The organism is Treponema bryantii (genome assembly GCF_900113965.1).
GTDB lineage: Bacteria > Spirochaetota > Spirochaetia > Treponematales > Treponemataceae > Treponema_D > Treponema_D bryantii_A.
In genome coordinates this window covers 41,705-67,462 of sequence record NZ_FORI01000004.1, presented here as the reverse complement: position 1 = coordinate 67,462, position 25,758 = coordinate 41,705, and the positions used below count along the sequence as shown (strand labels likewise).

At 40.7% G+C, this 25,758-nt stretch carries 16 protein-coding genes; 4 read left to right on the top strand and 12 right to left on the bottom strand.

The window, feature by feature from the left end; translation table 11 throughout:
* Positions 1-17 precede the first annotated feature (17 nt).
* Positions 18-893: a tetratricopeptide repeat protein gene (locus BM161_RS06330; protein WP_143090504.1), complete on the top strand. Its 876-nt coding sequence runs from the start codon at positions 18-20 to the stop codon at positions 891-893.
* A 4-nt stretch (positions 894-897) separates the two neighbouring features.
* On the opposite strand, the gene BM161_RS06325 is transcribed toward BM161_RS06330, so the two are convergent.
* The 8 genes from BM161_RS06325 to BM161_RS06290 all read right to left on the bottom strand — a co-directional run bounded on the left by BM161_RS06325 (position 898) and on the right by BM161_RS06290 (position 15,285).
* On the bottom strand, positions 898-2,985 hold the full coding sequence (locus BM161_RS06325; protein ID WP_177206213.1) for a tetratricopeptide repeat protein: 2,088 nt from the start codon (positions 2,983-2,985) through the stop codon (positions 898-900).
* Entirely contained in the window at positions 2,978-3,763 is a 786-nt protein-coding gene (locus tag BM161_RS06320) for a hemolysin family protein (RefSeq protein WP_074931167.1), read from the bottom strand. Before BM161_RS06320 ends, BM161_RS06325 begins: the two co-directional genes overlap by 8 nt.
* Positions 3,760-4,236 (bottom strand): rRNA maturation RNase YbeY, encoded by a 477-nt coding sequence (gene ybeY, locus BM161_RS06315; RefSeq protein WP_074931166.1) that lies wholly within the window; start codon positions 4,234-4,236, stop codon positions 3,760-3,762. Before ybeY ends, BM161_RS06320 begins: the two co-directional genes overlap by 4 nt.
* Entirely contained in the window at positions 4,233-6,074 is a 1,842-nt protein-coding gene (locus BM161_RS06310; RefSeq protein ID WP_083425703.1) for an HD family phosphohydrolase, read from the bottom strand. Before BM161_RS06310 ends, ybeY begins: the two co-directional genes overlap by 4 nt.
* A complete protein-coding gene (locus BM161_RS06305; RefSeq protein WP_074931165.1) occupies positions 6,061-6,996 on the bottom strand; it encodes a PhoH family protein in 936 nt (311 codons plus the stop codon). Before BM161_RS06305 ends, BM161_RS06310 begins: the two co-directional genes overlap by 14 nt.
* Before the next feature lie 222 nt (positions 6,997-7,218).
* Positions 7,219-10,659, bottom strand: coding sequence for an LPS-assembly protein LptD (locus BM161_RS06300; protein WP_074931164.1), 3,441 nt, complete (start codon positions 10,657-10,659; stop codon positions 7,219-7,221).
* Between the two features lie 22 nt (positions 10,660-10,681).
* A complete protein-coding gene (gene uvrA / locus BM161_RS06295) occupies positions 10,682-13,516 on the bottom strand; it encodes an excinuclease ABC subunit UvrA (RefSeq protein ID WP_074931163.1) in 2,835 nt (944 codons plus the stop codon).
* 263 nt (positions 13,517-13,779) lie between these two features.
* Complete coding sequence (locus tag BM161_RS06290; protein WP_074931162.1) at positions 13,780-15,285, bottom strand: IMP dehydrogenase; 1,506 nt, start codon at positions 15,283-15,285, stop codon at positions 13,780-13,782.
* A gap of 260 nt (positions 15,286-15,545) precedes the next feature.
* On the opposite strand from BM161_RS06290, the gene purA reads away from it, so the two are divergent.
* The 3 genes from purA to BM161_RS06275 are packed head-to-tail and all read left to right on the top strand — an operon-like array spanning position 15,546 to position 20,641.
* On the top strand, positions 15,546-16,769 hold the full coding sequence (gene purA, locus BM161_RS06285) for an adenylosuccinate synthase (protein ID WP_074931161.1): 1,224 nt from the start codon (positions 15,546-15,548) through the stop codon (positions 16,767-16,769).
* Between the two features lie 12 nt (positions 16,770-16,781).
* Positions 16,782-18,011, top strand: coding sequence for a CapA family protein (locus BM161_RS06280; protein WP_074931160.1), 1,230 nt, complete (start codon positions 16,782-16,784; stop codon positions 18,009-18,011).
* Entirely contained in the window at positions 18,002-20,641 is a 2,640-nt protein-coding gene (locus tag BM161_RS06275; RefSeq protein ID WP_244882717.1) for a helicase-related protein, read from the top strand. Before BM161_RS06280 ends, BM161_RS06275 begins: the two co-directional genes overlap by 10 nt.
* 25 nt (positions 20,642-20,666) lie before the next feature.
* On the opposite strand, the gene BM161_RS06270 is transcribed toward BM161_RS06275, so the two are convergent.
* From BM161_RS06270 to BM161_RS06255, 4 genes are read right to left on the bottom strand one after another with little or no spacing between them, the layout of a single operon-like run.
* Positions 20,667-22,046: a PP2C family protein-serine/threonine phosphatase gene (locus tag BM161_RS06270; RefSeq protein ID WP_074931159.1), complete on the bottom strand. Its 1,380-nt coding sequence runs from the start codon at positions 22,044-22,046 to the stop codon at positions 20,667-20,669.
* Positions 22,012-23,514, bottom strand: coding sequence for a HEAT repeat domain-containing protein (locus BM161_RS06265; RefSeq protein WP_074931158.1), 1,503 nt, complete (start codon positions 23,512-23,514; stop codon positions 22,012-22,014). Before BM161_RS06265 ends, BM161_RS06270 begins: the two co-directional genes overlap by 35 nt.
* A gap of 3 nt (positions 23,515-23,517) precedes the next feature.
* Complete coding sequence (gene tgt / locus BM161_RS06260) at positions 23,518-24,657, bottom strand: tRNA guanosine(34) transglycosylase Tgt (protein WP_074931157.1); 1,140 nt, start codon at positions 24,655-24,657, stop codon at positions 23,518-23,520.
* Positions 24,658-24,666: 9 nt separating this feature from the next.
* Complete coding sequence (locus BM161_RS06255; protein WP_074931156.1) at positions 24,667-25,743, bottom strand: LptF/LptG family permease; 1,077 nt, start codon at positions 25,741-25,743, stop codon at positions 24,667-24,669.
* Positions 25,744-25,758: the final 15 nt, after the last annotated feature.

Below are 25,758 nucleotides of genomic sequence, written 5' to 3'. Positions count from 1 at the left end.
GTGCTATTATTATATATATGAAGAAAACTATTTGCTCGATTTTTTTGACTCTCATTGCAGCTCTTGCCTTTGCAGAACGCCCACTTGTTCGCGATATTCAGGCCCGCTCAGGAAACGGCAAGAAAATCCGTATAACATGGCAGCTTCCACAGTCTCCAGAGCCTTCTTTATACAATCTTCTTCTTTACAGAACAACAGAGCAGATTACTTCATACAGCCAGCTTAAAGATCTTGAACCGGTTGCAACCCTTACTCCAGACCGCTCGGGCTACACCGACCAGGTAGAAGACCTCCGCGACTATTTTTACACCGTAATTTCAGAAACAGATAAAGGCCCTTATGATGTAGTTTTACTTTCTTTCAATTCTACAGTAACCGGCGTTCATCTAAATGCAAAAAAATCCGCTTCTGAACCGCCTGCAAAAAAGGATTACGAAACTGTTTACCCTGACGGAACTTTGCGTAAAACTCCTCTTCCTTATCTTGATATTATTGAAGGTGTTGGCGCAGAACCTCTTGTTTCGGACAATACAGCATCAAAGGTTTCAAGTCTTACCGGCGGAAACAGAAAGCCTTCTAAAGCAGCCGTTCTTACTCCATATATTTTTGAAGAAGATTTAGTTTCTCCAGATGGAGGAGATGCATACCTTCTTTTTGAGATTCTTAAAACTTCCTTTGTTACAAAAAAATACAAGGAAACAGTTGATAAGCTCAATAATCTGATTGGAACAAATATCAGTGATGAAACAAGAAACCGTGCTTATTTCTACCTTGGCGAGTCACAGTATTTTAATCATGATTATGAAGAAGCTGTTAAGAGTTTTGTAAAAGTTCAGCAGGCTTTCCCAACCCTTTCTCAGAAATGGCTGGAAGCGTCGCTGGATAGAATCTAATTTTCTATCTTATCTTTCTCAATAAATCAATAATTGCCGGTCTCTCTACTGCCTTTTTGATTTCTGCGACAAGTTCCTCACCCTTTACGCTGTTATTAACAACAGGGTTACCTTCTTCATCTGCATTTGGAACAGTATCCATTCCAGCTTCTGTATTTTGAGCAGGCATGCTTACAAGTACAAGCTCATCATTTTCATTTATTCTGTCATAAAAACCATGGCTTGTAATAACTGCTTCAGAAACCTCTTCTCCGGCTTCTGTAACAACGAGCATACCAACAACATCATCATCTCTAAAGAAAAGACCGCTTCCCGCATCAGCAGTTTTTACACCGCCCTTGCGAACAATCTTAAACTCTGCGTCTTTAATAATATTTTCAGAGCGGCCAAGATCTATAAGTACAGTCTTACCGTTTCGCTGAAGAATTTTTCCGCGTACTGTAAGCTTTTCCAGAACTGAATTACGGAAACGTCTGAGTACTGTTGAAAAACGGTTGTTTCCTGTAGCGTAATATTTTTCATTGAAGGTTTCTGTTCCGGTTCTTCCAGAATACATGGTAGCGCTGAGGCTTACATCATCTTCTCCTTCACTAAGCGAAACCATAATAAAGTAATCAAAATTATTTGCACGGGCATTCTTAAAGGCTTCGCCATAACCAGAAACAGGAGTTACCTGAGTTTTTACAGAAGTAATAGCAACACCACTGAACACATCACCGCAAGCAAGAGCTGTAAGTCTGTCTGAATCTGCATGATTAAAGGTAGAAGTATTTTCTGTGTAGAATACGGCAATGTTCCATCTTATTTTATCCAGATAGAACGCATCCACCTTCCATCTTTTTGCAAGAGTATTATTTAGAAGAGAATCATAAGCTTCAATTGTATCACTAAGAGATGTTGAAATGCCTGATTCAGAATTTTCCTTTACAAACTTTAACTGATCAAGATAAAGCTCATGCATTCCGTTCAATTCAAGAATATCTGCATAAGCAAGACGAGCCGCTGTATTTGAAGGATCGAGCATAAGGGCACGCTGATATTCATAAGTACTTCCTGCCTTGTCATAACGGCTGTCGTACTGGCGTGCATTATTAAGATGATAAGAAGCCCACTGCTTTCTGCGGGCATCATCGAAATCAAGTTCGTTCTTTGCAGTAAGCTCAAGCATCATGCGCATAAGCTCATCCTGCGGATTTATATTCAAACCGGTATCCCAGGTAGAAATTGCATCTTCTGCATTTCCAAGTTTTGCCTGAGCTGTACCTTTAAGATACCAGGCAGAAGAAGCATTGCGGTTGCGGCTGATAATAAAATCACAAAGGTCAATTACTTCGCTATAACGGTGCTGCAGGTAAACAATCTGAGCAAGAAGCTCGTAAGCCTGTTCATAACCACCACGAATCTCAACAGCAATGCGGGCATGCTTTTCAGCACTCTTATAGTCGCCTTTCATTGTGTATATTATTGCAGCAAGATAATGAACTTCCGGTTCTCCAGAATAATACTGCATTGCCTGACGCAAATATTTTTCTGACTGTGTATAGCGTTTTGTTTCTGCACATACGAGAGCAAGCGAAAGCAAAGCTTTTCTGTTAGTATTCTGGCGCTTTAAAGCCTCTGCATACTGATTTTCTGCTCCGGAAAACTTTCCGTCGTAAAGTTCAATTTCTGCAAGACCAAAATGTGCATCAATGTCGTTAGGGTATTTTTTTAGAACCTCGTTGAAAATCTGTCGGGCTTCATCTGTACGGCCAAGTGCCAGAAGAATCATTCCCTTAAGGTTCTTAATTTCACTTCTGTCTTTTTCGTATTTTTCTGCGCTCTCAAGATACTGAAAGGCAAGGTCAAATTCTCCAAGATGATAAGAACAGTCTGCAAGGCGGAACCATGCATCACTGAAAGCGGGGTTTGAGTTTACAACCTCAATAAAATACTGAGAAGCAGTATACCAGTTTTCTTCGTTCTGAAGTTCTACTGCCTCATTATAAAGCTTGAGAACATTTTTTGATTCTGCAGCAGCCAGAGGCGAAAGACCTCCTGCCACAAATCCAAAAATCAACGATAATAAAACCCCTGCTAATTTTTTACTCATCATCCTTTCCGTCATCTGTATTTTTTATAATTTTAACCATGTTGATTCGGTGACCTTCCATGTCCTGAACAATAAAGTCGTAGTCATTCCAGCTCACCTTTTCATATTTTACAGGAACTTTACCAAATAAATCAAATACAAAACCGCCGAGCGAATCAAAATCTTCGTTAGGGAATTCTGCTTCAAGGCTTTCATTTAAATCATCAAGGTCAACGCGGGCATCACAAAGCCATACGTTGTCGCTTACCTTTAAGATGTCTTCCTGCTCTTTATCGAACTCGTCCTGAATATCGCCGACAATTTCCTCAATAATATCTTCCATTGTTACAATACCAGAAACTCCACCGTATTCATCAATTGCAATTGCAATATGAAGATGATGACGGCGGAACTCACGAAGAAGCGAGTCAATGCGTTTGCTTTCTGGAACAAAGTAAGCCTTGCGGGCCATCTGTGTAAGATTGATTTCTTTTTTCTCGGCAAGACATTTAATGATGTCCTTTACATAAAGAACACCAATTACATTATCAATGGAATCTGTATAAAGCGGAAAGCGTGAATGTCCGCTGGCAACTATTTTAGTAAAGAGTTCTTCCTGTGGTGTATCGCTTGAAATAAAATCTACGTCGATGCGGGGAATCATAACTTCTTTTACAGAAGTTTTTGACAAATCCTCTACACCCTGAATCATGTCTTTTTTTTCTTCGTTTAATATTTCCTGTTGTATACTTTCAGCTTCTTCTGCAGCATTCTTTTTCTTTTTCTTAAAAAAACTCATTTTATTATTTTTTCATCCTTTAATTTATTTAAAACTTTTTCCTGAAGAACGAGCATTTCACAAACCGGCTCAGCACCTTTTTCAATATGCTCTTCGCCGTGGTCCATTCCGTTCAGGTGCAGAAGTCCGTGAACAATAAGACGTTTAAGTTCATCGTTTCTGCTCTCTTCAAAATAATCGGCATTTACAGGCAAAGTATCAAGGCTGATTACAATATCACCTACACATTTCCACTTGCCTTCTTCATCCTCATATTCTTCATCATTTTCAAAAGAAAGCACGTCTGTTGTGCTGTCAATGTTGCGGTAAGTTTTATTGAGCTCCTGCATATATGTGTCGTTGCACAAAAGCATAGAGATTTCTTCACCATCAAACTTAAATTCAGAAAGTGCCTTCTGAACAAAAGGTTCTACATTGTTTAACCAGTCGGGCTCTTCTACACCGTCCTGCATTGCTACATATACTCTGTTCATTTCTTTTCCTTTACTGTTTTTGCTGCGGCCGATGCCTTTTTCTCAGCAGTGGCTTTTGGAGCAGCGGCTTCTTTTGCAGGAGCCTTTGGAGCTTCTTTTACAGCAGGTTTTGCAGGCTCTTTAGCGGCAGCCTTTGGTGCTTCTGCTGCAGGAGCTTCTTCTGTTTTTGCCGGAGCTTCATCAGGATCCTGTTGATTCTGATATTTAATTCTATTGTGATAGTAACCTGTAAGAAGGTTTACAAACGCAGCCTTAATTCTTGAAATATCATGGAAGGTAAGGTCACAGTTATCAAGCTGTTTCAATTCCATTTTCTGATTAATAAGAATTGTGATGAATTTCTCAAGGCGTGGAGATGTCGGATTTTCAAGAGTATGGCAGGCAGCTTCAACAGTATCTGCAAGCATTACAACTGCAGACTCTTTTGTAACAGGTGGAATGCCCGGGTATCTGAAATCATCTTCATCAAGAGAAGGATCTTTTTCTTTCGCATTATTATAGAAATAAGTGATGATACTGTTTCCGTGGTGTTCAGCGATAATATCAATTACAGCCTGTGGAAGATGAAGCTGGCGTGCTTTTTCAACTCCCTTACGAACATGGCTTTTAATAACAGATGCAGAAAGAGTCGGGTTCAGGTCGTTATGTTTATTTTCCATTCCGTTTACCTGATTTTCTACAAAGTACTCGCTCTGATCCATCTTTCCAATATCATGATAGTAAGCACCAACACGGGCAAGAAGTGAGTTAGCGCCAATTTCACGACAACCGACTTCTGCAAGCTGTGCAACCATCATAGAGTGATTGTAAGTTCCATTTGCCTGAATCTGCATCTGCTTAAAGATAGGAGTATTTGTATCACTCAAATCCATAAGACGGAAAACAGAAGCTGTATTAAGCATGATTTCGAGCGGTGTCAGGAAACCTAAAGTTAAAATACCAGAAAGGAAGCCATTGATGGCAAGGCCAATCATCAGCTTTGGAAGCTCTTCAAAAGTTTCATTAAAGATTACAGAGAACAAAAGAACGTAAACAATATTGAAAACAGCAATCATAAGACCTGCAAAAACAAGGTCCAGACGGCGTTCAATTTTACGAACAATTGCGGCAGCTGTAAGTGAAGATGCAAGTGTCAAAAGGAAGGTTGGAATCTGCCAGTTAGTTGCACACAAAACTCCGATAGACAATACGATTGAAAGAAGCAATGCAGAAAGATTTCCGTAAAGGATTGTTACAATCATAATGAACAAGGCAGAAGGAATTGCAATACAGATGCTGTAAGGACTTGAGAAAAGAGAAAGCTTTCCACAGAACGCTGTTACCGCATAAACTGCGAGAAAGAAAATTACCTGCAGCAGCGGCTCTTTAAACAAGAGTTTTCTGTTTACAGAAATAAACGTAAACAGAAGATACCACATAATAGAAAGAAGCAGAAGATAAAGCTCACTGTTTGCAAATGCACGGTAATCAATATAAAGCGGAGAAGCAGACATTTTCTTGAGCTTTGCAAAACCTTCTTCTGTGATGGCAAATCCCTTCTTAATAATTTTTTCACCTTTTGTTACAGAAACAGGATCAATATTATCTGGAGGAAGGCTTCTGTCTGCAATAATTGTACGGTCTGCAATCTGACCAATTTCAAAATCCTCGAGAGAAAAGTTTGCGATTGTTTCTGCGGTACTGATTTTTACAAAGTTCAATGCAGAAACAGCAAGTAATCCTGCGAAAAAGAGAATGAGAAACGGATAGTTGTGTCTCATGTACTCGCCTATGCCCTTCATTACAAATTTGGCGGTTCCAGGCTTATTGTTTTCTTTTTCAGAATTATTCTTCTTCATTTTCATACGCCTTTACAATTTTCTTAACCAATGGATTTCTTACAACATCTTCTGCAGTAAGCTCCATAAATCCAATATCTTCTATTTTTCTTAAAATGCTGATTGAATGCATAAGACCCGAAGTTATCTTTTTAGGAAGATCTATCTGAGACGGATCTCCTGTAACAAAGACCTTAGTGTTTTCTCCCATACGGGTAAGGAACATTTTCATCTGCGCACAGGTTGTATTCTGAGCTTCATCAAGAATAACAACTGCGTTATTAAGTGTACGGCCGCGCATATAAGCAAGAGGCGCAACCTCAACAATTCCTGCCTCAAAAAGTCTTTTTACAGATTCTGTAGGCAGAATTGTTTCCATAGCATCACGAAGTGGGCGCAGATACGGGTCTATTTTATCTTCCAAGTCACCCGGAAGAAAACCAAGACTTTCGCCGGCTTCTACAACAGGGCGTGTTATTATTAACTTTGTTTTTTTATGTGTGAGGATGAGACGGAGTGCTTCTGCAACTGCAAGGTAGGTTTTTCCACTACCAGCTGAACCTGTACAGAATACCATGTCTCGGTTTTGAAGAAGATCTACGTATTCTGCCTGTCCCTGAGTACGCGGATAAACACGACGAACCGCGCCGGGCACCATTATAACCATTTCATCTGCATTAATTTTTCGTTTTGTATTTAAAACAGTAAGAATAATATCATCACTGTTTTTTCCGCCAGACTGAACTTCATCTACAATGCGGTCTACAATAAACTGGAATTTCTGACAGATTTCGGGTGCTGCATTTTCCACAGAAAGCTCGTTGCCCTTAGTAAATACAGGAACCCCCAGATGTTCTTCAATGAGCTGTAAATTTTTATCATTAGTTCCGCAAACACAAGAAAGCACGTCATTGTCTGGAACTACTATTGTATATTCGTTCAAAAATACCTCTGTTTATATTATTGATTATCAATGGGCAAATGTCAATTAGAACAAATTATAGTATATACACCTTAAAAAAGCGGAGTAGAAAACACGCCCTTGTAACATTTGGTGCCGATACTGAAAATCTGTCCTCGCATACAATACAGAGCGAAGCGTCGAGGCACCTCGGTTACAAGGGATGTTTTCTACGGGAGCCTTTTTAAGGTGTTACGCTTAAGTTTATTCGAGTTTCCACTCTCCATAATCATCAATAATCGTAGTCTTCATACTCTCCATTGGGTTCCATACAACTCCAATAGTGATATATGGCTTAAAGTCGTACATTTTTTTGCCGTTTTCTGTGATGATTCTTGGCTCAATCTTCATTGTCATGTTTGCTTTCCAGTCGTGGAGGTCGTGGGAAACTGTCATATTAAAGGATTTCAGCTTAAAGCCTGAATTCTGGCGCTTTTCTTCATCATCAAATCTGAAAGAATCAATTAAGTCTTTAAGAATATTGCCCGGGAAGCCGCCCCAGTCGCTGTACATATCACCCGCTTCATTATGGAAGTACCAGTAAAGAATTGAGTTTCTTGATGAAGCCGAGAAGGTAATTTCACAGAATTCAAAAACCTTAAATTTAATTGACGGAGTAAACAGGAAATAACTGTTTGTAGGACGCAAAAGGTCTGCAACAATACTTGTATTCAGGCCAAACGAATATGAAACTCTGTTAAACCATTTGTAATAAGTAGTTCCCGGAAGCGAATAAGAAAGCGAGAATGAATATGGTAGGAATTCCTTTTCCTCATTTTCCTTTTTATCTTCCGGAATATACCAGCCTTTTACAGGATCAAACTCATAGCCTAAAACATAAGACTGAACATAAGAAATCTGAACATCGAACAAAGAAGCTGTAAGCTTAAGATTGTCCGGATTATCATCTTCCATGTTATAAGTAAATGATTCAGAAAGCTTAAGTTTTGAATCAAAAAGATTTAAGGTAAAGTTTTGTGTAAGCGGAGTTTTTTTCCACTTTACATTTTCATACTTTTCCTTATCCTTTTCACTCATTTTCTCATAATCTTTATCACGGATTTCTTCAAAACCAGTACTAACTGAAGCACTGGCATACGGAACGCCAAGAGTAAAGGTTGTTGTGTACTTTTTCTTCTGCGGAGGCATTATCATTTCAAGGCGCATAGACTGAGTAAGCTTATTATTAAATTCCTTTGCCTTGATATCCGCAGCAAGCGAGTTTACTGTAACGCTGTCTTCATCTGTCCAGTCTGCATAATGCTCTTCCCAGTCCGGAGTATCCGCATCTCCAATATAAGAGCGACGGTACAATCTGATAGAAGAATTCCATGCAAGACTTGTATCACTGAAAACTGGATAGAACAAAAGCGGTTTAAAAGTTACCGTATTTGTATTTGTAACATCCCGTGATTCTGTTTTTAAGTCAGCAAGTTTGATTTTTTTGATTTCCAGTTCACTTGTATAACCATAATCTTCATTTTCAGAAATATACGGGTGATCCTGGAAAACCGGAGAATATGCAAACTTATTTTCAACAGAGAAGAAGTTTCCGCCATAATTGAACAGGCTCGAAATAGAAAGCGGAATCTTCATGTTATACATAGAAGAACGGATATTATTCCAGTCAAAATCATCAGAGTTTCTAAGATTTGTGTCTGAATATGACATCTGGGTAGTAAGATTTAAGCCTACATTATAGGTAAGCTTATAAGATATTCCGTCATCAATAGTTTCTTTTGTAGCGGTGTAATCAAGTTCTGGAAGATAATAATCAAAAAGCCCTTCCTTCTGAGCTTCATCTTCTTTTTTATCCGGTGCTTCTGCAACAGCTTTTTCTTCTGGAGCTTTACCCTCTTCTCCAGCTTCTTTCTTTTCTTCTTCCTCTTTCTTTTTACGGTCTTCTTCCAGCTGCTTGTCTGTCTTTAATTCATCTGGTTTATTAAGTGAAATTACAAACTGCTTTGACCCCGAAGAAGATTCCTTTTTAAAAGGCCATGAAAAGATTGTACCGCTTGCAGAAATATTTGTCTGAATTGGAGTTACAAGGGATGGATAGTAGAAGCGGCGCATTGGAGTATATTTTGTCCATTCTTCCTCGTAGAGATTCCGATCATAAGTGTACTGTTCTTCCTGATTATCATCTTTATAACTAAAAACTGTATCTTTAGAAGAAATACTAACCGAGTTTGTCATAGAAAAAGATACTGATGAAAGATATGGCTTTAACACAGATGGAAGTGACGGAGAATAAGAAGCCGAAGATCTCCACTGGTATGATGAAACTGTGTTAGCTGTAGTTGTAGAATCTGTTGTGGTATCTTCATCATCTCTGTTTGCACTATCAAGAAGATAAGAAATCCAGTCCATTGTTTCATGGCGGTCAGACAGAAAATCATTTGAGAAAAAAGGATCTGAATAAACCGGAAACGAAAGACTGAACTGAAAAGGCTTTGAAACCTGAATATCAAAATTAGCCGCATATCTGAATGGAAGCTTAAGTCCTAAAAATGATGATTCATCTTTATAAGTAATACCATTTGAAGAATATGGATGATAATTAAGCTCGCTTCCGGTTGCCTTGAACACGGTATTACTAAAACCAAGGTAAGTATTAAAATTGAGTTTAGAAATATAAGCTGGAAGCGGATTAATAATTCCGTCCACACCAATCATATAACCAAGATTTGAATACCAGTCTGCAATAAACTTTACGTAATGAGAAGAGTCACCGGTAAAATCCTCATCAAGATTATGAAGCACAATACCTTCGCGAACCTGTTCCTTTAATGTACTAGGCTTAATAAAATTATAAACAGCTCTTAAAGATTCTGCAGAGGTACTGTCTTTCTGACTAGAATCACTTGAGCTTGAAGAACTTGTATCTGTATTATCCAGAGGCTTACGGCCCCACAGATAAGTTGTTGTCTGAATGGAATAACCGCCGCGTTTTGTATAATTAAAAACAGGATTAAATATCAGCTCGTCTTTTGGATAATAAAAGGCCGGAAAATACAGAACCGGAATAACACCTACATAAAGCAAGGCATTAAAAAAGGCAAACTCACCGCCAGGAAGAAGCCAGGTTCTGGTTGCATCAATATGCCAGTGTGGAGGATCTTCATCACAGAAAGTAAGGCTTGAGTTTTTAAAGGTAATTACGTTTTCATTACCTTTTCCGAAAATCTCTGAAAATACAATCAGGGTTGAGCCGGAAGGAAGATTTAAGGCATCAGACTGTTTTTGTACAATACGGCCATTATCAAAAATGCCTTCAAGTGTAGAAGTGTTCATGATAAGTGAAGTTGCCGTAGCAGCATCATTACCAGAAGAACCGCCTTTCATAAGGATCTCTACGTTACCGTCTGCATAAAGCATTTCTGTATTGCGGTCGTAGACGATTTTATCTGCTTTAATTTCGTTTGTAGTTTTACCTTTTTCAACAGTCAGCGAAACTGAACCTTCCAGAATAATACAGTCGTTGCCGGTATCTTCGTTCTTTTTATACGCCGACTGGCGTGCGTTATTAATTGTGATTATTGTAACTTCAGGCTCTTTTTTCTCAGTTTCTCCATTATTCTGTGCAAAAACTGTCGTTGTAAAGAGACTGAATAAAAATGTTGCAATTAATAAACGTTTTGTCATCTAAAAACCTGACACCTGTTGCCTAAATACCCAGCTGCTGCTTAATAAACTGTCCGGTATAACTTCCCGGCACTTTTGCAACCTCTTCCGGAGTTCCCGTAGCAATTATGTTACCGCCACGGAAGCCGCCTTCAGGTCCAAGGTCAATTATATAATCCGCCTGGCAGATTACATCAAGGTTATGTTCGATCATAACAACGGTATTTCCCTGGTCTACAAGGCGCTGAATTACAGTCATCAGTTGTTTAACATCTGCAAAGTGAAGACCTGTTGTAGGCTCATCCATTATATAGAGAGTTTTACCTGTAGAAACACGGGCAAGCTCGTTTGCAAGTTTTACGCGCTGTGCTTCACCACCACTGAGAGTAAGCGCATTCTGACCAAGCTGGATATAACCAAGTCCTACAGACTTCATTGTTTCCAGCTTACGTGAAAGATGAGGAATACTTGCAAAGAAATCGCAGGCTTCATCAATACTCATATTAAGAACGTCGTTAATAGACTTTCCTTTATAAGTTACTTCAAGAGTTTCTTTATTAAAACGCTTACCGCCGCAGACTTCACACTGAACATAAACGTCCGGCAGGAAGTTCATTTCGATTACATTTTCACCAGCACCCTGACAGGCTTCACAGCGGCCGCCTTTTACGTTGAAAGAGAAACGGCCTTTTAGGTAGCCACGGGCTTTACTTTCTGGAAGGCTCGCAAAAAGATCACGGATTGCATCAAATACGCCAATATAAGTTGCAGGGTTAGAACGAGGAGTACGTCCAATCGGGCTCTGGTCAATATTGATTACCTTATCAATAAACTTTTCGCCTTCAATGCTTTCGCATTCACCTACATCATAATTTGTTCTCATAATGCGGTTGCTGAGAGCCGGGTAAAGAACATCGCTCATAAGGGTAGATTTACCGCTTCCACTTACACCGGTTATACAGGTAAAAGTTCCAAGAGGAATCTGAATGCTTACATTTTTGAGGTTATGTTCAGTAACACCATTTACCTTGATAAAATTTCCGTTACCAGGGCGGCGGGTCTTAGGCACATCCATGCGGAGAGTACCGGCAAGATACTGACCTGTAAGACTTTCTTTTACCTTGGCAACCTCTTCCGGAGTTCCGGCAGCTACAACCTGCCCACCATTGACACCCGCGCCCGGACCGATATCTATAAGATAGTCCGCAGTACGCAGAGTCTGTTCGTCGTGTTCTACTACAATTACAGTGTTTCCGTTATCACGAAGACTGAGCAGTGTATCAATAAGGCGCTGATTATCACGCTGATGAAGTCCGATACTAGGCTCATCAAGAATATACATAACGCCGCAGAGAGCTGAACCAATCTGAGTTGCAAGACGGATACGCTGTGCTTCACCACCACTGAGGGTTTCAGCAGCGCGTTCCATTGTAAGATAGTCGAGTCCTACATCACGGAGGAAGCGAAGGCGGGCACGGATTTCCTTAAGAATCTGAACTGCAATCTGCTGCTCGTTTTCGGTAAGTTCTAGTTCATCAAAGAAAGTGATGGAATCTGCAACAGAAAGACAACAGAGTTCCCAGATGTTTTTACCGCCCACAGTAACACCAAGGGCTTCTTTACGAAGGCGCTGACCGTTACAGCAGGAACAGTGACCAACCTTCATAAACTTTTCTTCTATATTAGCACGCATTGAATCGCCCCAGGCTTCTGCGTGGCGGCGCTTCATTTCGTTTAATACTCCAGGCCATGGGCGGTTATATTCGCTGTAGCCTTCCCCGCTCTGCTTTTTGTATACCCAGTGGATTTTGCGCTCCGGGTCTCCGTTCCATAAGTAATCAAACTGCTCGGCAGTCAGACGGCTGATTGGTGTATCCAGAGTAAAGCCTTCTGCTTCGGCAACAGCCTGGAACATTGTATGATTCCATTCACTGTCCGGATTAAAAAATGGGAATGCACGCTCGTTGAAAGACAAAGAGCGGTCCGGGAGAATCTTATTGAAGTCCCATTCCATCTTTTCGCCAAGACCTGTACATTCCGGGCAGGCACCAAATGGGTTATTGAATGAGAAAAGACGCGGCTGAAGATCCGGGATAGAAATACCGCAGTCCGGGCAGGCATTCTTCTGGCTGAAGAAAACCTCTTCGTCCTTATCTTCAACACGGCGGGTAACAATTACAATACCGTTTGCGTTTTTCAGTGCGATTTCGATAGAATCTGCAAGACGGCTTCTAACCTCGTCACTTTTGATGATTCGGTCTACAACAATTTCGATTGTATGTTTTTTCTGCTTATCAAGTTTGATTGCGTCATCAAGTTCTGCCATAACGCCGTCAATTCTGGCGCGGACAAAGCCGGATGCCTTTGCATCATCTAAAATCTTCTGATGTTCACCTTTCTTACCGCGGATAACAGGAGCGAGAATCTGCATCTTAGTGCCGTCTTCCCACGACATTACAGTATCAATAATCTGGTCAACAGACTGCTCACGGATTTCGCGACCGCATTCCGGACAATGCGCATGTCCGCAGCGCGCGTAAAGCAGGCGGTAAAAGTCATATATTTCAGTAATTGTACCAACGGTTGAGCGGGGATTCTTATTTGTAGATTTCTGTTCGATAGAAATTGCAGGAGAAAGACCTTCTATGATATCAACATCAGGCTTATCCATTCGGCCAAGAAATTGACGTGCATAGCTTGAAAGACTTTCCATATAGCGACGCTGGCCTTCAGCAAAAAGCGTATCAAAAGCCAGCGAAGACTTGCCCGAACCAGACAAACCAGAAATTACAACCAGCTTATCCCTCGGCATAGTAACATTAATATTTTTAAGATTATGTTCCCTCGCCCCGCGGATTACAATCATGTTGTCGTTCATATTTTAATGATTATATCAGAATAAGATGTTTATTGAAAGCAATTGAGGCTAAGGATATCGGTGAAATAAAAAACACGGATTAAAATTGTGGGACGCAGGCAAAACGAAAAAGGTGTGTAAGGCCGCTGGCGGCCGGTGTTTGATAGCAAAGCGTTAAAAAAAATGCGAAAGCATTTTTTAGCTTTACCTAATTGGATTACTTTTTCGGTTTTGCCGTCGCTGGGACCCGCAATTTTAATCCGTGTTTTTATATGAACGGTAAATTAATTAGCTTTAACTGTATTTTTTACAATAACGTCGTGAGCGCCGCCTTCGCGGAGTGAAGCTGCACTTACGAGGGTAATCTTTGCGTTTTTCTGGAGGTCTGGAATGTTTGTAACACCACAGTTACACATTGCGTGTATTACCTTGCTTGTTGTAAGAGTTACGTTGTCGTGGAGACTTCCAGCGTATGGAACGTAAGAGTCTACACCCTCTTCAAATGCCATACCTTTCTTTCCACCGAGGTCGTAGCGCTGCCAGTTGCGGGCGCGGTTTGAACCTTCACCCCAGTATTCCTTAACGTAGTTGCCGTTTACAATGAGTTTGTTTGTAGGAGACTCATCAAAGCGTGCAAAGTAGCGGCCGAGCATTACGAAATCTGCACCCATTGCAAGAGCAAGAGTAACGTGATGATCGTAAACAATACCACCGTCTGAACAGATTGGAATATAGATACCTGTTTTTTCATAGTAAGCGTCGCGTGCCTTAGCAACTTCGATTGTAGCTGTAGCCTGACCGCGGCCAATACCCTTCTGTTCACGTGTAATACAGATTGAACCACCGCCAATACCAATCTTAACAAAGTCTGCACCGGCATCTGCAAGGAAGTTGAAGCCGTCTGCATCTACTACGTTACCGGCACCGATCTTTGCATTTGGCCATTTTTCGTGAATATCGTGCAAAGCACGGCGCTGCCATTCTGTAAAGCCTTCTGATGAGTCGAGTGTCATTACATCTACTCCGGCAGCAAGCAATGCTGGAACGCGGTCCATGTAGTCGCGTGTGTTGATTCCGGCACCTACAATATAGCGCTTCTGGCTGTCGAGGAGCTCAAGAGGATGCTCTTCGTGGCTTGCAGCATCCTTACGGAATACGAGGTAAAGGAGTTTTCCGTCTTTATCAACAACTGGAAGCTGATTAACCTTCTTTTCCCAGATTAAATCATTTGCTTCATCAAGTGTGATTCCTTCTTTTCCCATAACGAGTGAGCTGAGAGGTGTCATATAAGTGCTAACCTTTTCGCTCATTTCGCAGTGACCAATACGGAAGTCGCGTTCTGTGATGATTCCAACAAGTTTACCGTTTGCTGTACCATCTTCTGTTACTGCAACTGTTGAGTGACCTGTTTTTTCGATTGCTTCAACCAGTTCACCGAGTGTCTGCTCAGGACGGATATTTGTATCAGAAGAAACAAAACCTGCCTTGTAAGCTTTTACACGGGCAACCATTGCTGCCTGATTTTCTATAGTCTGAGAACCAAAGATAAAAGAAATGCCACCTTCCTTTGCAAGAGCAACAGCAAGCTTGTCATCAGAAACCGCCTGCATAACAGCCGATGTCATTGGAATGTTCATCGTAAGCGGACATTTTTCGCCAGCTTTCTTGTTATAGCGGACAACAGGTGTCTGCAGAGTAACATTAGCAGGAATGCAGTCAGGACCGGTGTAGCCCGGAACTAAAAGGTACTCATCAAAAGTGTGTGATGGTTCTTCAAAAATGTAAGCCATTTGGTTCTCCTTAATAAAATCTGAATAAAAATATTAATCGAGAATTATACTATAGAATTGAAAATTATGGAAGTACGTGTGGTTTCGATACGCGCTTCGCGCACTCAACCACCGCTACACACAAAATCTCTTTTGTGATATATTGCTATAGTAAAAACTGCTGAGATGATTCGTCGGCATTTTTGCATTCAGATCCCGAATCGAGTTCGGGATGACACATTATCTGATTTCCGCGATGACTCTGCGGAAAGGAGAAAACCATGAACGTTGTTGTTATGGGTGCCCAGTGGGGCGATGAAGGCAAGGGAAAAATCGTTGACTACCTTGCACAGGATGCTAAATACGTTGTTCGTTTTGCGGGCGGCGCTAATGCAGGTCACACAATTGTAGTAGATGGAAAGAAGTATGCTCTCCATCAGGTTCCGTCTGGAATCCTCTACCCTGAAAAATCAGTTTTCCTCGGTAGTGGTATGGTAATTGACCCTGAAGCTCTTTTCAAGGAACTCCAGATGCTCAAGGACAACGGAATTAACTGGGAAGGTCGTGTATTCATTTCTGACCGTGCTCACCTTACACTTCCTGGATACCGCGAAATGGATAAGGCTCGCGACGCAGCTCGTAAGCGCCCTATCGGTACAACAGGCCGCGGAATCGGAACAACTTATTCTATGAAATCTGAACGTGATGGTATCCGTCTTGCAGACCTTGACTGGGATGAAAAGTGGAATGACCTCGACGATGCAGACAAGAAATTCCTTGAACAGTTCAAAGACAAGCTCCTTTCTATGCGCGTAAATATCGCTGCAAAGATGTATGAGTTCCGCAACGACAACATTCTTTTCGAAGGTGCTCAGGGTGCTATGCTCGACCTCGATTCAGGTACATATCCATATGTATCTTCTGGAGCTTCATGTTCAGCTGGTGCTGCTACAGGTTCTGGAATTGGTCCTAAGGCCCTCGACAAGATTTACGGTGTATTCAAGGCTTATGAAACTCGTGTAGGAAACGGTCCTATGCCATCTGAGTTTGATGCAGATACAGAAGGAGAACTTTGTGATTACGTTCGTAACACAGGTAACGAATTCGGTGTAACAACAGGACGTCCACGCCGCTGTGGTTACCTCGACCTCGTAGCTCTCCGCTATGCATGTCACGTAAACTCAATCGACAACCTTGTTCTTACTCACCTTGATATTTATGATGATATGAATGAAATTGAAGCTTGTGTTGCTTACAACATCGACGGAAAAATCGTAACAGACTTCCCTGCTTCAATTCCAGAACTCAACCGCGCAAAACCAGTTCTTCAGAAGTTTGAAGGATGGAAGGCAGACATTACAAAGTGTACTTCTTACAAGAAGCTTCCAAAGGCTGCCCGCGAATACGTTGAATTTATTGAAGACTTCACAGGTACAAAAGTTGGAATCGTTTCTGTAGGTGCAGACCGCAATCAGACTTTTGTTCGCGAGAAGATCTGGCGCTAACACGAGGCCGCAGTGAAAAGAATAAAATACATCACAGTTTTCTTCACCATTCTTTTCACTGTGCTCCTTACTGCCTGCGGGACTACATCTAAAATCATAGCTGAACCCGCAGAAAACCAGCCCACCGCACAGGCTCCAGAAACTGAGCCGCAGCACAAAAATCACGATAAAAATACAATCAATCTTCTTTTTGCCGGTGACATTATGGCGCACTCGGTAAATTACTATATCACTACTTATTCAAAAATCTGGCGCGATGTAAAATATCTGATTGAAGAACCAGATCTTGCCTTTGCAAATATTGAAGCGCCGATAGACACAACTCGGGAAGCCTCATCTTACCCGAACTTTAATATGACTCAAAAATACGTTCAGGCCGCAGTAGACGCAGGCTTTGATGTATTTTCACTTTGCAACAATCACTCGAATGACCAGTATAAAAACGGAATTCTTGAAACCATAAAAACAACTAAGGCAATTACTCAGGACACTCTGGACCAAACTGGAAATCAGGTTTATTTTTCTGGTCTGAAAGATTCTCCACAAGCGTCCCTTACCTATAATTATTTTGAAGCCAATTCCTGGAAAATTCTATTTCTGCCAATTACAGAATTATTGAACAGACCAGATGCTTCAGACTATATCAATTTTATAAAACCTGATGATGACTCGCGCAAAGCCTTTCAGAAATATGTAGCAGACCTTCGCGCGGCTAATCCCTGTGACCTTTTTATAATTTCAGTTCACACAAGCGAGCCTGAATATACCCGCGTTATCACAGATAAACAGAACGAGTTTTATATGAACCTTCTGGATTCTGGTGCAGACGTTGTCTGGGCAAATCATGCTCACATCATCAAAGACAGAAAAATCGTTGTTAATACACAGACCGGCCACGACAAGCTGATTATGTACGCCAACGGAAACACAATCAGCGGACAGCGCACAAAGCCTGAGCTTACTTCAAAGAATCCGAACGGAGAGCGCGACAACACAGGAGACGGACTTTTTTACAACGTAACTTTCCACAAAGAAAAAGACGGTTCAATCAAAATCAAAAAATGTGAACCGCAGTTTATAACAACCTACATTAATACTGCAAATGAGTATGTAGTAAAACCGCTCAATCAGGAATTTGTAGATTATCTTTACGACGTTCCCCGAACAAACTGGGCAAAGTATATTGAACGCCGCATCAAAATCAATAAGGAAGCAACAAAGGATTTAATAGAATGGCAATAAATCAGATTGATTACAAATCACTTCCAGTTTACGCACAGAAACAGAAAATATTGGACTGCCTCGAAAACAATCAGGTAGTAATTGTAGAAAGCCCTACAGGCTCTGGTAAGACAACTCAGATTCCGGTTATTTTGTATGAAGCCGGTTATGCCACAAACGGAATGATTGGCGTTACTCAGCCACGCCGTATTGCAGCCCTCAGCGTAAGCGAGTTTATTTCAAAACAGCTTGGAACTTCGTACCCTGGTCTTGTCGGCTACAAAATGCGTTTTGAAGATTACACAAATCAGGACACAAGAATCAAAATCATGACTGACGGAATTCTTCTTCAGGAAATGAAGCTTGATCCGTGGCTTTCAAAATACAGTGTTCTTATGATTGATGAAGCACATGAGCGAAGCCTGAACATTGACTTTGTACTCGGACTTGTAAAACGAGTTCTTAAAGAGCGCAGCGACTTCCGTGTTATCGTAAGTTCTGCAACAATGAACACTCAGGTTTTCAGCGAGTATTTTGATAATGCGCCTATCGTTTCAATTGATACAGTTACTTACCCGGTAGCGCTGGTATATGATCCTGTTCCGGGCGGTTCAACTACAACTACAGATAGCGGCTGCGACCAGATTCTCAACAAGATTTACAATACTGTAGACCGCGTTCTGGACAACGACGAAGACGAAAAAGACGGCGGTGGTGCTATCCTCATCTTCCTTCCAGGTGAAAAAATCATCAAAGATTGTATGGATAAACTTTACTACTCGCCTATTGGCAGAAAGCTCCATATTCTTCCGCTGTACGGCCGCCTTCCAAAAGAAGAACAGGAACGCGTTTTTGAAAAAGCGCCGGAAGGAAAACGCAAGGTTGTAATTTCTACGAATATTGCAGAGACTTCGGTTACCATCAGCGACGTTACAACTGTAATTGACTCAGGACTTTGTAAGCTGAACTTTTACAATCCAAAAAACTTTACTTCAAGTCTTATTGAGTCTGCAGTTTCGCGTGCTTCGTGCAATCAGAGAAAAGGACGTGCCGGACGTACTCAGCCGGGTACCTGCTACCGTCTCTACTCTCGCAAAGATTTCGACACCCGTCCGGAATATACAACAGAAGAAATTTACCGCACAGACCTCAGTGAAGTTGTACTGCGCATGAGCGAGCTTGGCATTACAGATTTCTACGACTTTGATTTTATTGCGAACCCGGGCCGTGAAGGAATTATCGGTGCGGTTGATACACTGCACATTCTCGGCGCACTTGAAGAAGACAATACACTTTCTGCAATTGGTCAGATGATGGTTAAGTTTCCGCTGGAGCCGCGCATCAGCCGTATTATTGTCGAGGCAATTATGCGATTTCCGGACGTTCTTGATAAGGCGCTCATTGCCGCTGCGTTCCTTAGTGCAAACTCACCTTTTGTTCTTCCGCCTAATGAAGAGATGGAAGCCCGCAAGGCACACCACCGCTTTCAGGATATTCAGGGCGACTTCTGTACCTATCTCAATATTCTCAAGGCATTTAAAGACACAGATAACCGTGAAAAGTTCTGCAAGAAAAATTATCTTGATGAACGCGTAATGGCTGAAATAGAAAACATTAACGAACAGCTTATAGAAATTGTAAGTGAAAAAATGGGTATTCCTGTTGTTGAAGGAAAAGGCAGCATGCAGGATTATCTTTGCTGTATTGCCGCTGGTATGATGCAGTTTGTATGTATCCGCACCGGCCGCGAAAGCTACCGCTCACTCACAGCAGACCATATCTCAATTCACCCTGGCAGCGTAATGTTCAAGAAAGATCCTGTCTTTATTGTTGCCGGAGAAATTATCCGCACAAGCCGTATTTTTGCTTCAAGCGTTTCTCCTCTTACCCGCCCTATGCTCGACACAATTAATCCAGATTTGTTTGAGCGCCTTATGGCATGTAAGAAAGAACGCGACAGTTCCCGAGAAGCCCGCATGCTTGAGCAGGAGCGAAACCGCAACGCAAAAGCGCTGCGCCGTCAGGAAGCAGAACAGCAGAAAAAGAAAGGCAAAAAAGGAAAAGCCGGCGACAGTGAAGAAAGCCCAGTTCCAGAGGATTCACTTTCACTCGGCGGCTTCCTCTTCCCTACAAAGAAAATCAAAGGAAAGAAAACTGCCCTGCTCCCACTCGAACAACTGCTTGAAGCTCTCAAAGTTGAAAAGAATAAAAACAAGCTGAACAACGCCGGTCAGATGAAAGGCTCTGTCATCACAAGTGACAACGGTTCAATGCTCAACGGCGAAAAGCTTTCTTTGATTTTTGATATTGCAAACTCTGTAGAACTCCGCCCTGTTCCAGAAAAGAAATGGAACCGCCACATGAACGTAAATGTGAATGATCCTATTCAGAAAGAACAGCTTATTGATTCCTTAAGCTTTATTCTGCGCACTGCAATTGCAAAACAGAAAGGCCGCGAATATGGATTCATCACTCTTTACAACAACGGAAACGGAAGCTACTGGTTTAAAGTATCAAGAGGTTTCTCAACTGCGCTTATGGAAAGTCATTCAAGTCTTGAAACTCTGATTGAAGAAAACGTTGAGTTCAGTAAAGAAGAAGAAGCCGCAATCAACAAAGCACTGGCACTGGTTAATAACCTGTACAAATAAAGCAGGCAGTTTGCCACGCTCTAAGCTAACCGTGATATCTCAGCAGCATAATTGTCATATCATCCTTTGAAGGCTCCATACCTTTAAAGGATGCAATATCAGAAATTACATCATTCAACTGGTCATCTACAGGCTTATCAATATTTGCAGCAAGTATGTTGATTAAGCCCTGCTGACCAAGCCGTCTTCCGCCAGGCGCACAGCAGTTAATAACGCCGTCGGTATAAAGAATCAGTTCATCACCTTTTTCCATTGTAACATTGATTGCATCATAATAAGGCTCAATTACCGTAAGCCCGATTGCTCCAACAGAAAGTGTTGAATTATTAATCACTGTAAAAGATTCATCTCGTTTTCTATAGATTACAGGAGTCTGATGGCCGGCATTTACAAATTCAATCTGCCCGTTTCCATATTCATCAGTTCCTTTCATACGAAGGAAAATTCCAGTAAGGAAGGTATCAACCTCGCCTTTTTCAACATTAAAACGTGTGTTGATTTTTTCAATCAGTTCTGGAAGCTCTTTATTATCTCCCTCATAAAACTCCTGCTTGAAAATATTTTTTGCAAGCATAGTGATAATACCGGTTGTAATTCCATGCCCCGAAGAATCAAAAATTCCAAGTCCTTTTATTTCAGAAATTTCATCTGTAGATTTTCCCTTTCCATTCGCATCTTCTTTTACTACTGGATACAAATCATACAAATCTCCAGAAATGCCTTCGAGAGGAATAATTGTACTTGCGATATCCCATCTTTTGAACTTACTTACCTCATGTCTGAAAAATGATTTTTGAATCAGCGCTGCCATTTTGTTTTCAGACGAAAGAAGATCTTTCTGCTCAATAAGTTCATTTTCTGTTTTCATAATTCTATGCTTAAGGAAAACAGAAAAAATTAATTCAAAAAGATACACAAGCGGAAAGCGTGTTCTGAACACCTGAGTAAAATCATAAATAAATTCAGTCTGCCACAGAGGTGTCCACAAGCCCAGCATAAGAAGCAAAAGCACGCAGAAATTAAGAATTATAAACTCTGTATACGGAATCAGATAAACTGTAAAAAGAGGAACCACGGCAATCCAGATAATTCCAAAGCCCTCTGTTCCACCGGAATATAAAAACCACAAAGTAAGGCAGGTTACCATAATAGAAGCAGAAACGTAAAAGAAATTCAGCTTCTTTGTGATTTTTGTATAAATGAAGGTTGCAAGCATTAACAGTGTATATGCTAATGTTGAAAATACAACTGCGTAATTTGAATCGATTAAAGAAATTAAGGCGAGTATCGTGCCCTGCGCGACAATCACAAGGCAGATAAAACATGTCATTGAATAATTATTTTTTGAAATATATTCTGCAGATCCTTGTTTATTTGGCGTCAGCATCTCCATTAGATTTTTCATTCTTAAACTCTTCTTCGTCCTCAATTGAAAGCATTGTCTTAATGCGGTTTTTCACACTAGTGTTGGCTTTCTTATCTGCATAAATTGTTCTCATTACAGATACTGCTGATGAAAACTTGTTTGTTTTATACATATCAAGTCCAAGGCTCTGTGTTGTAGAATCCTTTGAACTCAAATACTTTATACATATTTCATCATAAGCCGAATTTTCATACTTCGCAAGTTCTTTTCCAATCGCATAACGGAGGTCTTTTCTCTTGTCATCTTTAAGACACTCATCTGCAAGTTCAAGAATCTCTTTTTCTCCGGCATGTCCTTCCTTCAAAAGAACTTCAACAATTTTCTTCTTTGTTGCATCTCCAAGTTTTTTCTCCTGAAGCTGAGCAATAAGAAAATCATTTGCTTCATCTGTATTGAGAGCAGCAAGAGTTGTATAAGCTTCATCTTTAATTACTTTTTCGCTGTCATTTTTTGCGCGGTAAATAAGATAAGGAACTCCATCTTTAAGCTTCATTTCTTTTGCAGTTTTGATTGATTCCTGTCTTACACGCCAGTGCTCATCACGGATTCCCTGCATAATTGTTTCTTCTGCTTCAACAACACCAGGGAAATGAGACAGACCTTTTATTACATACTGTCTGAGGTTAGGATCATTTTCTGAAAACAGCTCTACGAGAATCGGAACAGATTCTTTCTTTTCCATAAGGCCAAGAGATTCGGCTGCGTACATTCTTACGTAAAGGTTTTCATCTTCATCTTCTGCAACTTCTACAACCTTATCCCAGGTCTGAACAGCATGCATCTTTCCGCAGGTGCGCATAAGAGTCTGACGCTGAGCATCGCTTAAGTCTTCGCGTTCAAGATATTCAACAAGGAACATTGCCTCTTCCGGTCCACCAATTTCACCAATGGTTGCAATAGCATCATTGAAATAAGACTCATTTTCTGATTCGATGAGTGCAAGCACGGCCGGAATTGCTTCTTTAGTTTTGACTGCAGAAATATACTGAAAGCAGGCTTTTACTAAATCATTTTTTTCTTCATAAGGATCATTGAGAGTTTCTACTGCATAATCTTCAAGACACGGATCCTCAAGCTGCTTAAAATAATTGAGAACCTTCTGTTTAATTACGGTATTTTTTGTTACCTGAAAAACATCGTAGATCTCTTCTGTAAAACGAGGATCATCATTTTTAATGAGCTCATCTATGAGAGTTGAGATTTCTGAAGGAACCCCATACTTGATGGTATTAGATTTATTTTCGTAATCCTTTTCGCTTTCATCTTTTTCTGCTGCTTTCTCGGCCTTTTCCTTATCTATTGCTTTTGGACGTTTTGAAGCAGGTACTTCAGAAATGCCGCCCTTTGATGCGGAAATACTCTGAGTTTCTTTTTCAGAATCTTCTTCCTGAGCAAAACAGAAATTCACTGATGCAAGAATTAATAAAAATAAAACTACCTTTCTCATAAATCAGACTCCTGTATGAAACTTTTCAAGGAACTCTTTTCTATATTCTTCAAATCTGTCTTCATCAATTGCAACTCTTATTTCCTTGAGCATATTGTTCAGGAAATAAAGATTATGATAGCTTGCAAGAATACTGCTTAAGATTTCCTGTTCTTTAAAAAGATGTCTTAAATAACTTCGGGAATAAGTGCGGCAAACTTTACAGTTACATTCAGGATCAATCGGACCAAAGTCATGGATCCATCTTTCCTGTTTAATACTGAGCATTCCACGGCGAGTAAAGTATGAGCCGTTGCGCGCATTTCTTGTTGGCAGTACACAGTCGAACATATCAATTCCAGCCTGTACTGCATCAAGAATATATTCTGGAGTACCAATTCCCATTACATACTTTGGTTTATCTTCCGGCAGATACTGCACTGTATAGTTCAAATATTTTGTAAACTCTGCAGGAGGCTCACCTACGCTAAGACCACCAATTGCAATTCCCGGCATATCAAGAGAGCTTACAAATTCTGCACTCTTCTGTCGGAGGTCTTCAAAAAAGTTTCCCTGAACAATCGGGAAGAGCATTCCTTCATAACCGGCCTCGCGCTGTTTTTCCCACTCGCCTTTTGCACGTAGCAGCCAGTCGCTTGTAATTTTAAGTGCACGTTCAGCTTCTTTGCGTTCTACACCCCAGCCCGAACATACATCAAGCTGCATCTGAATATCTGAATTAAATTTTGTCTGAGTCTGAACAACATTTTCCGGAGTAAACATATGATAACTTCCGTCAATGTGGCTCTGAAAGCGTACGCCCTCATCTGTAATCTTGCGGAGCTTGCTCAAAGAGAAAACCTGGAACCCGCCGGAATCTGTAAGGAAGTTTTTCTTCCACTGAGAAAATCCGTGAAGTCCGCCGGCTTCTTTAATCAGATCCGGACCTGGTCTTAAGAAAAGATGATAGGTATTTGCAAGGATGATATCAAAATCAATTTCTTCAAGAAAATCTTTTGGCATTGCCTTTACTGTAGCGTTTGTTCCTACAGGCATAAAAACAGGAGTTCTTACATCTCCATGTGGAAGATGTACTGTTCCTGTTCTTGCACGGCTGTCTTTATTCTTGTGTTTAATATCAAAAATCTTTAAAACTTCACTCATTCTAACCTCTTATGTGCGTGCAAATCTTAGAAGCACAACACTGATAACTGTAAAGAAAATAACCGGCGACCAGGCTCCAGCAAAAGCAGAAATATAACCATGCTTTGCAAGAACCATAGTTACCATCATTGTAACATAAAACAGAACTGATGCACCAATACAAGATGCAAGACTTATAAGAAGCACATTCTTTCGTGTTTTACCTGTGAGCCCGATTGAAAGGAACACAACGATAAACACAATAAATGGGAACGCAAACTTCTTATAGTATTCTGAAAGCTCTTCATTATACGGAAGTCCAGCTTTTTTAAGATGCTGTATATAAAGCTTTGCCTCTTCTGCCGAAACTGACTGAACATCTACGTTTGTTTTACGGAAGATTTCATACGACTCGGTAAGCGAATTAACATAATCATAATTTACGTTTGTAACCTTGAGTGTATCTTCTACCGGCTCATACTGCACCGGCTCCTCCAGCTCCCAAACCTGCCGCTCAGTGTTCCACACAGCCTGCTTACTGTAAATTATTGCAAGCAGTTCGCGCTCCTCTCCACGAAAAACAAAATAACAGGTACGAAGCTTTTTCTGGCTTTCCAGATAACGTGCCGCAGAATAAATAATTCTTCCGTTATCCGAAAGTACAATTACATTTGTGTTATTTTCATTTTTCTTTTTCTGAAGAAGAGTTTCCTGCATGGTTGTTTTCTTTTCGTAAGTCTGAACAACAAATTTATTTTCAAACACGAAAAGTCCGTAAGCCATTGCAAGACTAATTACGAGAAGCGGAAGTGTAAAACGGAAAAGCGAAACACCAGACGCAAGCAGCGCCTGAATCTCGTTTGCCGCATACATTTCGCTGAGCGCATAAGATGTTGAAAACAGAATAGCTACCGGAACCGCATACCATATAGTTTTTGGAACATAATATGCCATAACCATAAGAATATCTTTTGCCGCGCAGTTATTCTGAAGATAATTTGCAATATTCATAAAAAGGTCAACGAGATTGAGTACAAGCGCAAAAAAGAACATTGCGCCAAAAAAAAGAGGAAGTACTTTTTTCAACAGATAAATTATAAGTTTCATAATTTCCTACTTCTT

Bases quoted from the DNA above. Each gene is read 5' to 3' on its own strand.
- BM161_RS06330 (WP_143090504.1), top strand. From the start codon at position 18: ATGAAGAAAACTATTTGCTCGATTTTTTTGACTCTCATTGCAGCTCTT.
- BM161_RS06300 (WP_074931164.1), bottom strand. From the start codon at position 10,659: ATGACAAAACGTTTATTAATTGCAACATTTTTATTCAGTCTCTTTACA.
- BM161_RS06290 (WP_074931162.1), bottom strand. From the start codon at position 15,285: ATGGCTTACATTTTTGAAGAACCATCACACACTTTTGATGAGTACCTT.
- ybeY (WP_074931166.1), bottom strand. From the start codon at position 4,236: ATGAACAGAGTATATGTAGCAATGCAGGACGGTGTAGAAGAGCCCGAC.
- BM161_RS06325 (WP_177206213.1), bottom strand. From the start codon at position 2,985: ATGAGTAAAAAATTAGCAGGGGTTTTATTATCGTTGATTTTTGGATTT.
- BM161_RS06255 (WP_074931156.1), bottom strand. From the start codon at position 25,743: ATGAAACTTATAATTTATCTGTTGAAAAAAGTACTTCCTCTTTTTTTT.
- uvrA (WP_074931163.1), bottom strand. From the start codon at position 13,516: ATGAACGACAACATGATTGTAATCCGCGGGGCGAGGGAACATAATCTT.
- BM161_RS06275 (WP_244882717.1), top strand. From the start codon at position 18,002: ATGGCAATAAATCAGATTGATTACAAATCACTTCCAGTTTACGCACAG.
- BM161_RS06270 (WP_074931159.1), bottom strand. From the start codon at position 22,046: ATGAAAAATCTAATGGAGATGCTGACGCCAAATAAACAAGGATCTGCA.
- BM161_RS06265 (WP_074931158.1), bottom strand. From the start codon at position 23,514: ATGAGAAAGGTAGTTTTATTTTTATTAATTCTTGCATCAGTGAATTTC.
- purA (WP_074931161.1), top strand. From the start codon at position 15,546: ATGAACGTTGTTGTTATGGGTGCCCAGTGGGGCGATGAAGGCAAGGGA.
- BM161_RS06320 (WP_074931167.1), bottom strand. From the start codon at position 3,763: ATGAGTTTTTTTAAGAAAAAGAAAAAGAATGCTGCAGAAGAAGCTGAA.
- tgt (WP_074931157.1), bottom strand. From the start codon at position 24,657: ATGAGTGAAGTTTTAAAGATTTTTGATATTAAACACAAGAATAAAGAC.
- BM161_RS06310 (WP_083425703.1), bottom strand. From the start codon at position 6,074: ATGAAGAAGAATAATTCTGAAAAAGAAAACAATAAGCCTGGAACCGCC.